General features: G+C 70.9%; 16 protein-coding genes. 12 read left to right on the plus strand and 4 right to left on the minus strand.

Annotation, left to right across the window (positions count from 1 at the left end; all coding sequences use genetic code 11):
- The first annotated feature begins 2 nt into the window (after nt 1–2).
- Nucleotides 3–248: a hypothetical protein gene (locus ABZS51_RS06690; RefSeq protein WP_355437161.1), complete on the plus strand. Its 246-nt coding sequence runs from the start codon at nt 3–5 to the stop codon at nt 246–248.
- The gene (locus ABZS51_RS06695; RefSeq protein ID WP_310710627.1) at nt 248–670 is read left to right on the plus strand and encodes a PIN domain-containing protein; all 423 of its coding nucleotides are present in this window, start codon (nt 248–250) and stop codon (nt 668–670) included. The genes ABZS51_RS06690 and ABZS51_RS06695 overlap by 1 nt, the downstream gene beginning before the upstream one ends.
- A 15-nt stretch (nt 671–685) precedes the next feature.
- Here ABZS51_RS06695 and ABZS51_RS06700 read toward each other — a convergent pair whose 3' ends face one another.
- Nucleotides 686–1,255, minus strand: coding sequence for an isochorismatase family protein (locus ABZS51_RS06700; RefSeq protein ID WP_355437164.1), 570 nt, complete (start codon nt 1,253–1,255; stop codon nt 686–688).
- A 14-nt stretch (nt 1,256–1,269) separates the two neighbouring features.
- A complete protein-coding gene (locus ABZS51_RS06705; RefSeq protein WP_355437166.1) occupies nt 1,270–2,559 on the minus strand; it encodes a nicotinate phosphoribosyltransferase in 1,290 nt (429 codons plus the stop codon).
- 31 nt (nt 2,560–2,590) lie between these two features.
- On the opposite strand from ABZS51_RS06705, the gene clpS reads away from it, so the two are divergent.
- The 5 genes from clpS to ABZS51_RS06730 all read left to right on the plus strand — a co-directional run bounded on the left by clpS (nt 2,591) and on the right by ABZS51_RS06730 (nt 5,198).
- On the plus strand, nt 2,591–2,893 hold the full coding sequence (gene clpS / locus ABZS51_RS06710) for an ATP-dependent Clp protease adapter ClpS (RefSeq protein ID WP_310710630.1): 303 nt from the start codon (nt 2,591–2,593) through the stop codon (nt 2,891–2,893).
- 10 nt (nt 2,894–2,903) lie between these two features.
- On the plus strand, nt 2,904–3,428 hold the full coding sequence (locus ABZS51_RS06715) for a DUF2017 domain-containing protein (protein WP_355437169.1): 525 nt from the start codon (nt 2,904–2,906) through the stop codon (nt 3,426–3,428).
- A 9-nt stretch (nt 3,429–3,437) separates the two neighbouring features.
- On the plus strand, nt 3,438–3,839 hold the full coding sequence (locus ABZS51_RS06720) for a M67 family metallopeptidase (RefSeq protein WP_310710632.1): 402 nt from the start codon (nt 3,438–3,440) through the stop codon (nt 3,837–3,839).
- Between the two features lie 137 nt (nt 3,840–3,976).
- Entirely contained in the window at nt 3,977–4,249 is a 273-nt protein-coding gene (locus ABZS51_RS06725) for a MoaD/ThiS family protein (protein ID WP_310710633.1), read from the plus strand.
- A gap of 1 nt (nt 4,250) precedes the next feature.
- Complete coding sequence (locus ABZS51_RS06730; RefSeq protein ID WP_355437172.1) at nt 4,251–5,198, plus strand: cysteine synthase; 948 nt, start codon at nt 4,251–4,253, stop codon at nt 5,196–5,198.
- 76 nt (nt 5,199–5,274) lie between these two features.
- Here the strand turns inward: ABZS51_RS06730 and ABZS51_RS06735 are convergent, their stop codons facing one another.
- Entirely contained in the window at nt 5,275–7,215 is a 1,941-nt protein-coding gene (locus ABZS51_RS06735) for a DUF3352 domain-containing protein (protein WP_355437217.1), read from the minus strand.
- Between the two features lie 181 nt (nt 7,216–7,396).
- Here ABZS51_RS06735 and ABZS51_RS06740 point away from each other — a divergent pair, with 181 nt between their 5' ends.
- From ABZS51_RS06740 to ABZS51_RS06750, 3 genes are all read left to right on the plus strand, one after another.
- Nucleotides 7,397–8,188 (plus strand): thioesterase family protein, encoded by a 792-nt coding sequence (locus tag ABZS51_RS06740; RefSeq protein WP_355437174.1) that lies wholly within the window; start codon nt 7,397–7,399, stop codon nt 8,186–8,188.
- A gap of 63 nt (nt 8,189–8,251) precedes the next feature.
- Nucleotides 8,252–9,103: a glutamate racemase gene (murI, locus tag ABZS51_RS06745; RefSeq protein WP_355437176.1), complete on the plus strand. Its 852-nt coding sequence runs from the start codon at nt 8,252–8,254 to the stop codon at nt 9,101–9,103.
- Nucleotides 9,072–9,824: an MBL fold metallo-hydrolase gene (locus ABZS51_RS06750; RefSeq protein ID WP_355437178.1), complete on the plus strand. Its 753-nt coding sequence runs from the start codon at nt 9,072–9,074 to the stop codon at nt 9,822–9,824. The genes murI and ABZS51_RS06750 overlap by 32 nt, the downstream gene beginning before the upstream one ends.
- Nucleotides 9,825–9,843: 19 nt before the next feature.
- Here the strand turns inward: ABZS51_RS06750 and ABZS51_RS06755 are convergent, their stop codons facing one another.
- Complete coding sequence (locus tag ABZS51_RS06755) at nt 9,844–11,085, minus strand: MFS transporter (protein ID WP_355437180.1); 1,242 nt, start codon at nt 11,083–11,085, stop codon at nt 9,844–9,846.
- A gap of 68 nt (nt 11,086–11,153) precedes the next feature.
- On the opposite strand from ABZS51_RS06755, the gene rph reads away from it, so the two are divergent.
- A complete protein-coding gene (rph, locus tag ABZS51_RS06760) occupies nt 11,154–11,873 on the plus strand; it encodes a ribonuclease PH (RefSeq protein ID WP_310710639.1) in 720 nt (239 codons plus the stop codon).
- Nucleotides 11,870–12,466, plus strand: coding sequence for an RdgB/HAM1 family non-canonical purine NTP pyrophosphatase (gene rdgB / locus ABZS51_RS06765; protein ID WP_355437182.1), 597 nt, complete (start codon nt 11,870–11,872; stop codon nt 12,464–12,466). Before rph ends, rdgB begins: the two co-directional genes overlap by 4 nt.
- The last annotated feature ends 74 nt before the right edge of the window (nt 12,467–12,540 follow it).

Genomic DNA, 12,540 nt, shown 5'->3' on the forward strand with positions numbered 1-12,540 from the left:
GGGTGCCTGAAGTGAGCCTGTACCTTCCGGAGGACATCCAGCAGCGGGTCGCGGAGGCGGCCCGAGTGCACAGGATGACCGAAGAGGACTACATGCGCGACGCCATCCGGCGGGCGCTGGTGGAGGAGGCCCTCGCTGAGCGCCCCCGGCCCAGGCTTCCGGTGTTCGAGCTGGGCGGCGAGACGCTCACGGCCGAACGCGTCGATGAGATCCTCACCGAGGGCTTCGGCGAGGACGGGCTAGTCTGATGCTGGTCCTCGACACCAGCGGGCTGCTTGCCGCCATCGGTCCCGAGCAGCCGTTCCACAAGGAAGCGCGTCATGTGTTGGAGACGGAGGAGGGGCCACTGCTCCTCTCCCCGTTCGTCCTCGCCGAGACGGACTACATGATTCTCAAGCTCGCCGGCGTCCGGCGAGAGCTGCAATTCCTCCGGGACATCGGTGCGGGCGGTTACGAACTGGTGGCCATGTCGGCGGACGACGTGAGACGCGCGGCGAACATCGCCGAGCAGTACGCCGACATGCGGATCGGGCTGACCGACGCGTCTGTCGCGCTGGTCGCGGCCCGTCATGGCACCACTCGGGTGCTGACGCTGGACCACCGGCACTTCCGCACGATGAAGCCGCTCCGGGGTGACGCCTTCACGGTCCTTCCCGCCGACGGCCGCTGAGAGGCCGTCACGGGGTCAGCCGACCGCGGGGGCGCCCTTGAGGGTGACGCCGGCGGCGTCGAGTTCGGCCAGGGCCGCGTCCGTGGTGTGGCGGGCGACCCCGGCCGTCAGGTCCAGCAGCACCCGTACGGCCAGGCCGTTCTTGACCGCGTCCAGTGCCGTGGCGCGCACGCAGTGGTCCGTGGCGATGCCCACGATGTCCACCTCGTGCACCTTGTGCTCCGCCAGCCACGCCCCCAGGCTCACCCCGTCGCCCGAGGCGCCCTCGAAGCCGCTGTAGGCCGCCGTGCGGGCGCCCTTGCTGAACACCTCCTCGACCGCCGCCACGTCCAGCGCCGGGTGGAAGTCGGCGCCCGGTGTGCCGGCGACGCAGTGGCGGGGCCAGGTCGCGACGTAGTCGGGGTGGTCGGAGAAGTGGTCGCCCGGATCGACGTGGTAGTCGCGGCTGGCCACCACGTGGTCGTAGGGGTGGTCGGCCACGTGGCGGGTGATCGCCGCGGCCACCTGCGAGCCTCCCGCCACGGCGAGGCTGCCGCCCTCGCAGAAGTCGTTCTGCACGTCGACGATGATTAACGCGGTGCCCATAGAGGCACGATACGTCAGGCGAACTCGGTGGGGATCGCCGCGTACCCGCGTCCGATCTGCAGCGCCTCCTGGGGCAGCGTCGCGACCGACTCGGCGTGGCGCGCGCGGGCGTCCGCCAGCGGCTCCCTGCCGACGGGCTCGCCGCCGCGCACGAGCTGCCGCAGCAGCGGCACGCCGCCCTCCGGCGCCTCGCCCGAGGTGGTGATCAGCTCGGTCTCCGCCCGGCCCTGGCCGTCGAACAGCCGGTACGCGTGCTTGCGCCCCCCGCGCGACGGCTTGCCGACCGAGCGCTTGGCGACCGGCTCCATCTCGTCCGTGGCCGTCTCGCGGGCCACCAGCTTGTAGACGAGCGCGGCCGTCGGCACGCCGGACCCGGTCACCAGTGACGTGCCGACCCCGTAGCCGTCCACGGGGGCGGCGGCGAGCGCGGCGATGGCGTACTCGTCGAGGTCGGAGGTGACCAGGATGCGCGTGTCGAAGGCGCCCAGCGCGTCGAGCTGCTCGCGGACCTCCTGCGCGGCGGCGGCGAGGTCGCCCGAGTCGATGCGGACCGCGCCCAGCTTGGTGCCGGCCAGCTCGACGGCGGTCCGTACGGCCTCCGGCACGTCGTAGGTGTCGACGAGCAGCGTGGTCTCGGGCCCCAGGGAGGCGATCTGCGCCTCGAACGCGGCCTGCTCGGAGTCGTGCAGCAGCGTGAACGCGTGCGCCGCCGTGCCGGCCGTGGGGACGCCGTACACGTGGCCGGCCATGAGATTGGACGTGGAGGCGAACCCGGCGAGGTAGGCGGCGCGGGCCGAGGCGATCGCGGCACGCTCGTGGGTGCGGCGCGAGCCCATCTCGATGAGCGGCCGGCCGCCCGCCGCGTTGCGCATGCGGGACGCGGCCGAGGCGATCGCGCAGTCGTGGTTGAGAATGGACAGGATCATGGTTTCGAGCAGCACGGCCTCGGCGAAGGTGCCCTCGACGACCATGATCGGGGAGGCCGGGAAGTAGAGGTCGCCCTCGGCGTAGCCGCAGATGTCGCCCGAGAAGCGGTACCCCGCCAGGAACTCCAGGGTGGACTCGTCGACCACGCGGTTCTCCCGCAGAAAGGTGAGCTGTTCCTCACCGAAACGGAAGTTCTCCAGCTCGTCCAGGACGCGGCCCGTCCCCGCGACGACCCCGTAACGCCTGCCCCCAGGGAGATGCCGCGCGAACACCTCGAAAACGGCGCGCCGGTGGGCGGCGCCGCTTCGCAGACCCGCCTGCAACATCGTCAGCTCATAGTGATCTGTCAGCAACGCGGTGCTCATGCTCAATGTCACGACTCGAAGACTACGGCGGAGGTAGGGCAGGATGGGGAATGTGGGTAGCACCGCTCCAATCGCCGTCGAGCGTCCGTCATCGGACGTCCGGCCCGATCTGCCTTGGGTGACGATCGTCTGGAACGACCCCGTGAACCTCATGTCGTACGTGACGTACGTCTTCCAGACCGTTTTCGGCTACACCCGCGAGAAGGCCGAGAAGCTCATGCTGGACGTCCACCACAAGGGCAGGGCCGTCGTGTCCAGCGGCACGCGCGAGGAGATGGAACGCGACGTGCAGATCTTGCACTCCTACGGCCTGTGGGCGACGGTCCAGCCGGACTCGGTCAAGTGAGGCGGTACGGGTGAGCTCGGGGTTCTCGTCGAAGCGCGGCGTGGTCATCGCCCAGTTCGAGGCGCCGGAGGTGGCGATCCTCCGCTCGCTGGTGTCACAGGTGCTGGGCCTGGTCGAGCCGGGGGAGACCGGCGACGACCCGCTGGAGCGCGCCCTCGGCATCGGCGGCGGGGGCGAGGCGCCGTCGGACCCGGTGCTGGCGAGGCTGTTCCCGTCGGCGTACGAGGACGCGGGCGACGCGGCGGAGTTCCGCCGCTACACCGAGGCGACGCTGCGCGACGGCAAGCGCGCCGACGCGCGCACCATGCTCGACACGGCCCGGCCCGGACGCACCGAGCTGACGCCCGAGCAGGCCCAGGCGTGGCTGCGCGCGCTCAACGACGTGCGGCTGGCCCTCGGCACCAAGCTGGAGGTGACCGAGGAGATCCACGAGGAGATCGCGACGATGTCCGAGGACGACCCCCGCTACCCGGCCTACGTGACCTACGACTGGCTCACCTACCTCCAGGACACCCTGGTCCGGGCCCTCTGGTAGCTTCCGGGCATGCTGACGATCTCGCAGGAACTGGTGGACCGGATCGTTGCCCACGCGCGGGCCGACCACCCCGACGAGGCGTGCGGTGTGATCGCGGGACGCGACGGTGTGCCGGAGCGGTTCGTCCCGATGGAGAACGCCGAGCGCTCGCCGACCTTCTACCGCTTCGACTCGATGGAGCAGTTCCGCGTCTGGCGTGAGATGGACGACCGTGACGAGGAGCCGGTCGTGATCTACCACTCGCACACGGCCACCGAGGCGTACCCGTCGCGCACCGACGTCTCCTACGCCTCCGAACCGGGCGCCCACTACGTGCTCGTCTCGACCCGCGACGAGCAGGAGGTGGAGTTCCGCTCCTTCCGGATCGTCGACGGTGTCGTCACCGAGGAAGAGGTAAGGTTCATCCCATGATGGTCCGGCCGGTGCAGAGCTTTCTCTTCGCCCACACCCCGGCTGTCGTCGTCTACGACTGTCGCTGACCTGGAATTCGCATCCAGCCGTCGGCGTTGCCGCCGATGGGACGACCTGACCTGAGGAGACTGAGCGAGATGGCCATCGAGGTTCGCATTCCGACCATCCTGCGTAACTACACCGGCGGTGCCAAGGCGGTCGCCGCCGAGGGCGCCACCCTCGACGAGCTGATCAGCAACCTGGAGTCCGCCCACCCCGGCATCAAGGACCGCCTGATCGACCAGGGCAACCTGCGCCGGTTCGTCAACGTGTACCTGAACGACGAGGACGTCCGCTTCCTCGGCGGTCTCGGGACCCCCGTCTCCGACGGCGACACGGTGACCGTCCTCCCGGCCGTCGCCGGCGGGTGACATGCGGTTCGATTCGCTGATCGAGTCGGTCGGCCGCACTCCTCTGGTCGGCCTGCCCCGGCTCTCGCCCGCGCCTGACGTCCGCGTCTGGGCGAAGCTGGAGGACCGCAACCCGACCGGCTCGATCAAGGACCGTCCGGCGCTGTGGATGATCCAGCAGGCCGAGAAGGACGGGCTGCTCACCCCGGGCTGCACGATCCTGGAGCCGACCAGCGGCAACACCGGCATCTCGCTGGCCATGTCCGCCAGGCTCAAGGGCTACCGGCTGATCTGCGTGATGCCGGAGAACACCTCCGAGGAGCGCCGCCAGCTCCTGCGCATGTGGGGCGCGGAGATCATCTCCTCGCCCGCCGCGGGCGGCTCCAACGAGGCCGTCCGCCGCGCCAAGGAGCTCGCCGCCGCCAACCCGTCGTGGGTGATGCTCTACCAGTACGGCAACCCGGCCAACTGGCGCTCCCACTACGAGACGACCGGCCCGGAGATCCTTGAGGACCTGCCCACGGTCACCCACTTCGTGGCCGGGCTCGGCACGACCGGCACCCTCATGGGCGTCGGCCGGTTCCTGCGGGAGCGGGTGCCCGAGGTGAAGATCGTCGCGGCCGAGCCGCGCTACGGCGAGCTGGTGTACGGCCTGCGCAACGTCGACGAGGGCTTCATCCCCGAGCTGTACGACGAGTCGGTGCTGACCACCCGCTACTCGGTGGGCTCGGCCGACGCGCTGCGCCGCACCCGCGAGCTGCTGGCCGCCGAGGGCATCTTCGCCGGCGTGTCCACGGGCGCCGCCCTGCACGCGGCGCTCGGGGTGGCGGCCAAGGCCGCCAAGGCGGGGGAGCGGGCCGACGTGGTGTTCGTGGTGGCCGACGGCGGGTGGAAGTACCTGTCGACGGGCGCGTACGAGGGCACCCTGGACGAGGCGGAGGAGCGGCTGGAAGGCCAGCTCTGGGCGTGACGCCCCTGACGCACAAGCGTGAAAGAAGAAGGCGGCCGGCGTGGAGCCGGCCGCCTTCTGTCACGTCCTGAGCCGATCAGTTGAACAGCAGCCGCAGCGAGAACGTGGCGTCCGAGTCGGTCTGGGTGCCGCTCAGGCCCACCGCGCGCAGCACCTGGGCGTTGGTCTTGTCCTCGCCGCTCAGGCTCTGCAGGTAGTACTTCTCCACCTTGTCCAGGTCGACGAAGACCGCGAACGTGGCCTTGTCGGCGTCCGGGACGGCCGTGGTGAAGGTCTCGCTGTCGCCCAGCGCGCCTTCCTCGGCGAGCTTCTTGGCGTACTCGTCGGTGGTGGCCAGCGTGAACGTGCCGTCACCGGCGACCTTGGCGACCTTGGGCGCGGGCTGACCTTCGGCGGTCATGGCCTTCTGGACCTTGTCGAAGACGGCCTGCGCCTTGGCCGGGTCCGTGACGATGCGGACGCCGCCCTTGACCTGGTCGCTGTCGAGGCCCTCGCTGTCCACGGCCACCGTCAGGTTCTTGCCGAAGAACGTGGCCAGGTCGTCCGGAAGCTGGAGGCCGTAGGTCTGCTTGGCCTTGTCGATGACCTGCTTGAACTCGCCGCCGCCGGCCGCCGTCATGGACTTCTCGATGTCGGCCCACTTCTTGGTGAGCATCTGGTCGAGGCCGGAGACGGACAGCGCGCCGGCCGTCGAGGCGGGCAGCGTGCTCAGCTTCGCGCCCTCCAGGTCGCCGTCCACGAGGCCCTCCGCGCCGCGGACCACGCCGGCCAGCTCCGCGTACGCGCTGTCGAAGCGCAGCGCGCCGGCGAACCGGGCGTTCTTCACCTGCTCCAGCGCCTTGGCCTCCTCGGCGTCCATGTCCTCGGCGGCCAGCTTGCCGACCTCGCCGAGGCGGGCCCAGAAGGACAGCACGCCCTGCTCGCCCACGGCGTCGAGGTCGTCGGAGAAGTCGGCGGCGGTCGCCAGGCTGGCGGTCTCGGCCGCGTACGTGTCGGCCTTGGCCTGCTCGTCGGTGAGCAGCGCGTAGTCGTCGCGGAAGGCGATGCCGTACTTGTCGTCGCCCATCAGCTTGGCGATGCCGGCCTTGGCCGCGGCCTCGTCCTTCACCTGGACGGCCACCGCGAACTCCGGCTCCTTGCCGGCCGCCGCGGGCGGCATCACGGCCACACCGATGCGGCTGCCGAGCCACGGGTCCACGTCGCGGGCGAAGTCCATCTTGGCCAGGCTGTCGTCGTCCTCCTTGATGGAGTTGAACAGCGCCTGGCGCGGGTCCTCGCCGGTGAACGCGTCCTTGGTCACCGAGAACTTGCGGGCGATCTGGAACAGCGCCACCTTCTGGTTGGCGGCCGGGTCCAGGTCCAGGCGGACGTAGGCGATCGCGTTGGGCGGCAGCACCTCGTGCGGCTGCGTGCCGCCGCCGCCGATCGCGCCCACGGCCCAGACGGCGCCGCCGCCGAGCAGCACCACGGCCAGGGCGGCGGCGATGGCGATGATCCAGCTCTTGCGGCCCTTGCCGGCCGGCTGGGTGGGACCGAACCCGTCGGGCCCCTGCTGCTGCCAGCCCTGCTGCTGCCCGTGACCCTGCTGCGCGTACTGCTGCTGCCCGTAGGCGGGCTGCTCGTAGCCCTGCTGGCCGTAGCTTGGCTGGCCGTAGCTTGGCTGGCCCTGGGACTGCTGCCCGTGACCCTGCTGCCCGTAGCCCTGCTGGACGAAGTCGGGCTGGCCGTAGCCGGGCTGCTGGCCGTAGCCGGCCTGCTGGCTGAAGGCCGCCTGACCGTGGTCCGGCTGGCCGTACGCGGGCTGGCCGTAGGACGCCTGCTGCCCGTACCCGGGCTGCTGACCCGACGACGCCTGCTCGCCGTACGGCTGACCGTGCTGCTGGCCCGCGTAGGGCTGCTGCGGCGGGTACGGCTGGCCGTGCGGCGCGGTAGGCGGGTTGGGGGACTGCTCCGAGCTCCAGCGGTAAGCCGTCGTCCGATCAGGATCCTGGCCAGGAGGGGGATTATTCGCAGACATCACTCAACTCACAATGTGGACTTATGACCACAGGAACGGTAACGGATGTTGCTGTACGGGCGCTTGCAATGCACTGAAGACGACGAGGCCGTGGATCGTCCGGCTGCCCTGGCTCCTGTCCCGGTCGCGTAGAGTATGCGGGCTACTAGAATATAGTTCGGTACTTTGTGAGGCGGGACTGATGACCAAGTTCGACGAGGCCACGCAGGCGATCAGGGTCGACGAGACCACCTACGACGTCTGCCTCGACCCCGGCTACGCCATCGGCGGGCCGCTCAACGGCGGTTACCTGATGGCCGTGGTGCTGCGAGCCGTGGTGGACTCCTCGCCGTTCGAGCACCCGGTGAGCACGACGGTCCAGTTCCTCCGGTCGCCGGCGGCCGGTCCGGCGCGGGTCCGGGTCGAGCAGCTCAAGGCGGGCAAGACCGCCGCCTTCACCCGGGCCACACTCGTCCAGAACGACGTCGCCCAGATCGCGGCACTGGTGACGACCGCCACGCTCCACGACGCGGAGCCCACGTATGCCGATGAATCGGGATATGTCATGCCGCGCCCCGAGGACTGTGTCCGGCTGCCCGACCCCAAGCCCGAGTCCGGCATGACGCTCAACGCCCAGCTCGAGCTGCTCTTCGACCCGCCCACGATCGGCTGGCTGAGCGGCCGTCCCACCGGCCGGCCCGAGTCGCGGGCGTACTTCCGGATGGCCGAGACCCAGGACCCGGACCCGTACGTGCTGGCCCTCGCGGTCGACGCGCTGCCGCCCGTGGTGTTCTCGACGGGGGCGCGCGGCTGGGCGCCCACCGTGGACCTGACCTGGCACCTGCGCGCGCTGCCCGCCCCCGGCTGGCTCACGCTCATCGGCGGCGGCCGGCTCGTCTCCGGCGGCTGGTTCGACGAGGAGGTCGAGGTGCGCGACTCCCGGGGCCGCCTCGTCGCCCAGGCCCGCCAGCTGGCACGCGTGGGACGGGGGTGACACGAACGCACTGTGAGTATTCTTACGCAGTGCGCAGGTCGCGGGTCCCCTACCCTCTGAAACGTGCAGGACGCGAGCATCGGGATCTTCGACAGCGGGGTGGGCGGCCTGACGGTCGCCCGGGCGATCATCGACCAGCTTCCCCATGAGTCCATCACCTATGTGGCCGACACGGCGCGCCAGCCCTACGGGCCGAAAAGCATCGCCGAGGTGCGCGCCTACGCGCTGGAGGTGATGGACCACCTCGTCGAGAACGACGTGAAGATGCTCGTGATCGCGTGCAACAGCGCCAGCGCCGCCGTGCTGCGCGACGCGCGCGAGCGCTACGACGTCCCGGTGGTCGAGGTGATCCAGCCCGCCACCCGCCGCGCGGTGCGGGCCACCCGCACCGGCGAGGTGGGCGTGATCGCCACCCGGGCCACCATCGCGTCGATGGCCTACCACGACGCCTTCGCCGCCGCCCCCCACGTACGCCTGACCAGCGTGGCCGCCCCGCGCCTGGTCGAGTACACCGAGCGGGGGGACACGACGAGCGAGGAGGTCATCGAGGCGGTCCGGGAGTACCTGGCGCCCATCCGGGAGGCGGGGTGCGACACGCTCATCCTCGGCTGCACCCACTACCCGCTCCTCACCGGCGCCATCTCCTATGTCGCCGGCGACGAGGTCACGCTGGTCTCCAGCGCCGACGAGACGGCCAAGGACGTCTATCGGATCCTGCACGACCGTGGCCTGGCGGCCGGAAGCGACGTCACCCCCCGGCACCGCTTCCGCGCCACCGGCGACTCCACGCTGTTCGCCCACCTGGGACGGCGTTTCCTGGGCCCGGAGATCGACGCGGTCGAAGTCACACCGGTCGGGGGTACTACCTGCAACGGAGGCCCACATGAAGGTGACCATCATCGGCTGCTCGGGTAGCTTCCCGGGCCCCGACAGTCCCGCGTCGTGCTACCTGCTCGAAGCCGAGGGCTTCAGGATGCTGCTCGACCTCGGCGCGGGCGCGCTGGGCGCCCTCCAGCGGCACATCGGCCTGTACGACGTGGACGCCATCTGCCTGTCCCACCTGCACGCCGACCACTGCCTCGACATGTGCGGCTACCACGTGGCCCGCACGTACGGCCCCGAGGCGCCGTACCCGCGCGTGCCGGTCGTCGCGCCCGCCGACGCGTCGAAGCGGCTGGCCGCCGCGTACGGCATGCCCGACGAGCCGGCGCTGGAGACGGCCTTCGACTTCCGGCCGCTGACGGCCGGCACGTTCGAGGTGGGACCGTTCACGCTGACGGCCCGCCTGGTCAACCACCCCGTCGAGGCGTACGGTTTCCGCGTCTCCCACGGCGGGCGGACGGTCGCCTACTCCGGCGACACCGGCGAGTGCGCCGAGCTGGTGAAGCTCGCCGAGGACGCCGACCTGATGCTGTGCGAGGCGTCCTTCGTGGACCGGCCGGGGCTGCCCACCGATCTGCACCTTTCCGGCCGGCAGGCCGCCGTGCACGCGGCCAAGGCCGGCGCCGGCAGGCTGGTGCTCACCCACCTGGTGCCCTGGAACGACCAGGCGACCGTGCTCGACGACGCCTCCCGGGGCGGCTACGACGGCCCCATCGAGCTGGCCAGGAGCGGCGCCGTCTACGAACTGGCCTGACCTCGTCGGGTCGGCTGGTTCAGGGGTCGGTGCGTACCTGGGTGAAGTCGCGCATCCGCGGCAGCGGCGAGAACAGCAGCGGCAGGAACGACACCAGCCGGCCGGCCATGAACAGCCACAACGCCTCCCGCACGCCGATCTGCTGGGCCACGAGCCCGCCGAGCAGCGCGCCCAGCGGCATCGTGCCCCACACCACGAACCGGACCGTGGCGTTGATCCGGCCGAGCATGCGCTCCGGCGCGACCATCTGCCGGTAGGTGATCTGGCCCACGTTGTAGAGGATCGCCCCCCACGACAGCGCGATCGACGTGACGCTGAAGAACGCCACCCGCCAGTCGGCCTGCGTCATCGGGAGCAGCAGGCCGAACGGCGACGTCACGGCGATCGCCAGCCAGGTCACCCGGGCCGTGCCGTACCGGGTGAACAGCCACGTCCCGGTGAGCCCGCCGAGCAGCCCGCCGACCGCGCCGGACATGAGCAGCACGCCGATCACCCCCGGCGCCAGCCGCACCTCGTCGGCGAGGAACAGCACCGACAGCCCGAGCACGGCGCTGACGCACAGGTTGGTGCCGGCGGTCGTGGTGACGATCGCCCGCAGCAGCCGGTCGCCCCAGACGAACACGAGCCCCTCACGGATGTCCCGCAGCATGCCGGTGCGCCCGCCGCCCGCGGGAGCCCGCCGGTCGGGCGTCCTGATCGAGGTGAGCAGGATCGCCGAGCCGAGCGAGGCCAGCGCGGTGGCGAACACCGTCAGCGGCGCGCCCAGGGCCTGCACCAGCAGCCCGCCCAGGCTGGGGCCGGCCAGCGCGCCGCCGGAGCGAACGAACTCCAGCTTGGAGTTGCCGCTGCTCAGGCTCTGCTTGCTGACCAGTTCGGGCAGGTAGGTCTGATCAGCCACGTCGTCGAACACCTGCGCCATGCCCGCCAGCAGCGCCACCGCCAGCATCATCCCCATGGACAGCAGTCCCAGCGTGTACGCGAGCGGGATGCTCGCCAGCAGCGCGCACCGGACCAGATCCGCGGTGATCATCACGCGGCGCTTCGACATACGGTCCACCCACACCCCCGCGGGTAACCCGATCGCCAGGAACGCCGCGGTCTGTAACGCGGACAGCAGGCCGACCTCCAGCGCGCCGGCGTTGAGGACCAGGACGGCGACCAGCGGGAGCGCGACTCGGGAGATGTTGACCCCGAGCTCGTCGGCCACATGTGAGCTGAGGAACCTGATGAAGTCAGGGCTCCGCAACACCCCCGTTGTCATTGCGTAAGGATCGCTGTGGCGGACACTTTCGGTCAAGAGCGTCACGGTGCGGAGATAGGGTGAACTGCATGTCTCGACAGGATGGCCGTGCTCCCGACCAGCTACGCCCGATCACCATCACCCGGCAGTGGCTCGCCCACGCCGAGGGCTCGGTGCTCGTCGAGTTCGGCGGCACGCGCGTGCTGTGCGCCGCCTCGGTGCAGGACAGCGTGCCGCGCTGGCGCCGGGGCAGCGGCCAGGGCTGGGTGACCGCCGAGTACGCCATGCTGCCGCGCGCCACCAACACGCGCAACGACCGCGAGTCGGTCCGCGGCAAGATCGGCGGGCGCACCCACGAGATCTCCCGGCTGATCGGCCGGTCGCTGCGGGCCTGCGTCGACTACAAGGCCCTCGGCGAGAACTCCATCGTCCTCGACTGCGACGTCCTCCAGGCCGACGGCGGCACCCGGACCGCCGCGATCACCGGGGCGTACGTCGCCCTGGCCGACGCCGTGGCCTGGATGCGCGAGCGTAAGATGTGCCCCGGCGACCCGCTGGTCGGCTCCGTCGCGGCCGTCTCGGTCGGCGTCGTCGGCGCGGTGCCGATGCTCGACCTCTGCTACACCGAGGACGTGGCCGCCGAGACGGACATGAACGTCGTCATGACGGGCTCCGGCAGCTTCGTCGAGGTGCAGGGCACCGCCGAGGGGGCGCCGTTCGACCGCGGGACGCTCGACCAGCTGCTCGCCCTGGCCGCCGGCGGCTGCGAGGAGCTGACGCTGATCCAGATGGAGGCGCTCGGCCGATGAAGATAGTGCTCGCCACCCGCAACCAGGGCAAGATCGCCGAGCTGCGCCGCATCTTGTCGGGGTTCGACATCCTGGGGCTGGAGGAGTTCCCCTCGATCGGCGAGGTCGCCGAGACGGGGGTCACGTTCGAGGAGAACGCCCTGCTCAAGGCGCACGCCGTCGCCCAGGGGTCCGGGCTGCCCGCGGTGGCCGACGACTCCGGCCTGTGCGTCGACGTGCTGAACGGCATGCCGGGCGTCTTCTCCGCCCGCTGGTCCGGCCGCCACGGCGACGACCAGGCCAACCTCGACCTGCTGCTGGCCCAGGTCTCCGACGTGCCCGCCGAGCGGCTGACGGCCCACTTCGCGTGCGTGGCGGCGCTGGCGCTGCCGTCGGGGGAGACCTGCGTGGTCGAGGGCGACCTGCCGGGCCGGCTGATCTCCGCTCCGCGCGGGTCCAACGGGTTCGGGTACGACCCGATCTTCGTTCCCGACGGTGAGACGCGGACGACGGCCGAGCTGGCGCCCGAGGAGAAGGACGCGATCAGCCACCGGGGCCGCGCGTTCCGCGCCCTCGCCCCGCAGGTCCGCGACCTGCTGTCACCGTTGTCCTGACGTTCGCGTGGCGGTTCCGACGTGTGCGTGGAGTCCTGACGCGTGTGTGGGGTCCTGACGTTGGCGTGGCAGTC

Origin of the sequence: Nonomuraea sp. NPDC005501 (assembly GCF_040605905.1) — a bacterium.
Taxonomy (GTDB): Bacteria; Actinomycetota; Actinomycetes; order Streptosporangiales; family Streptosporangiaceae; genus Nonomuraea.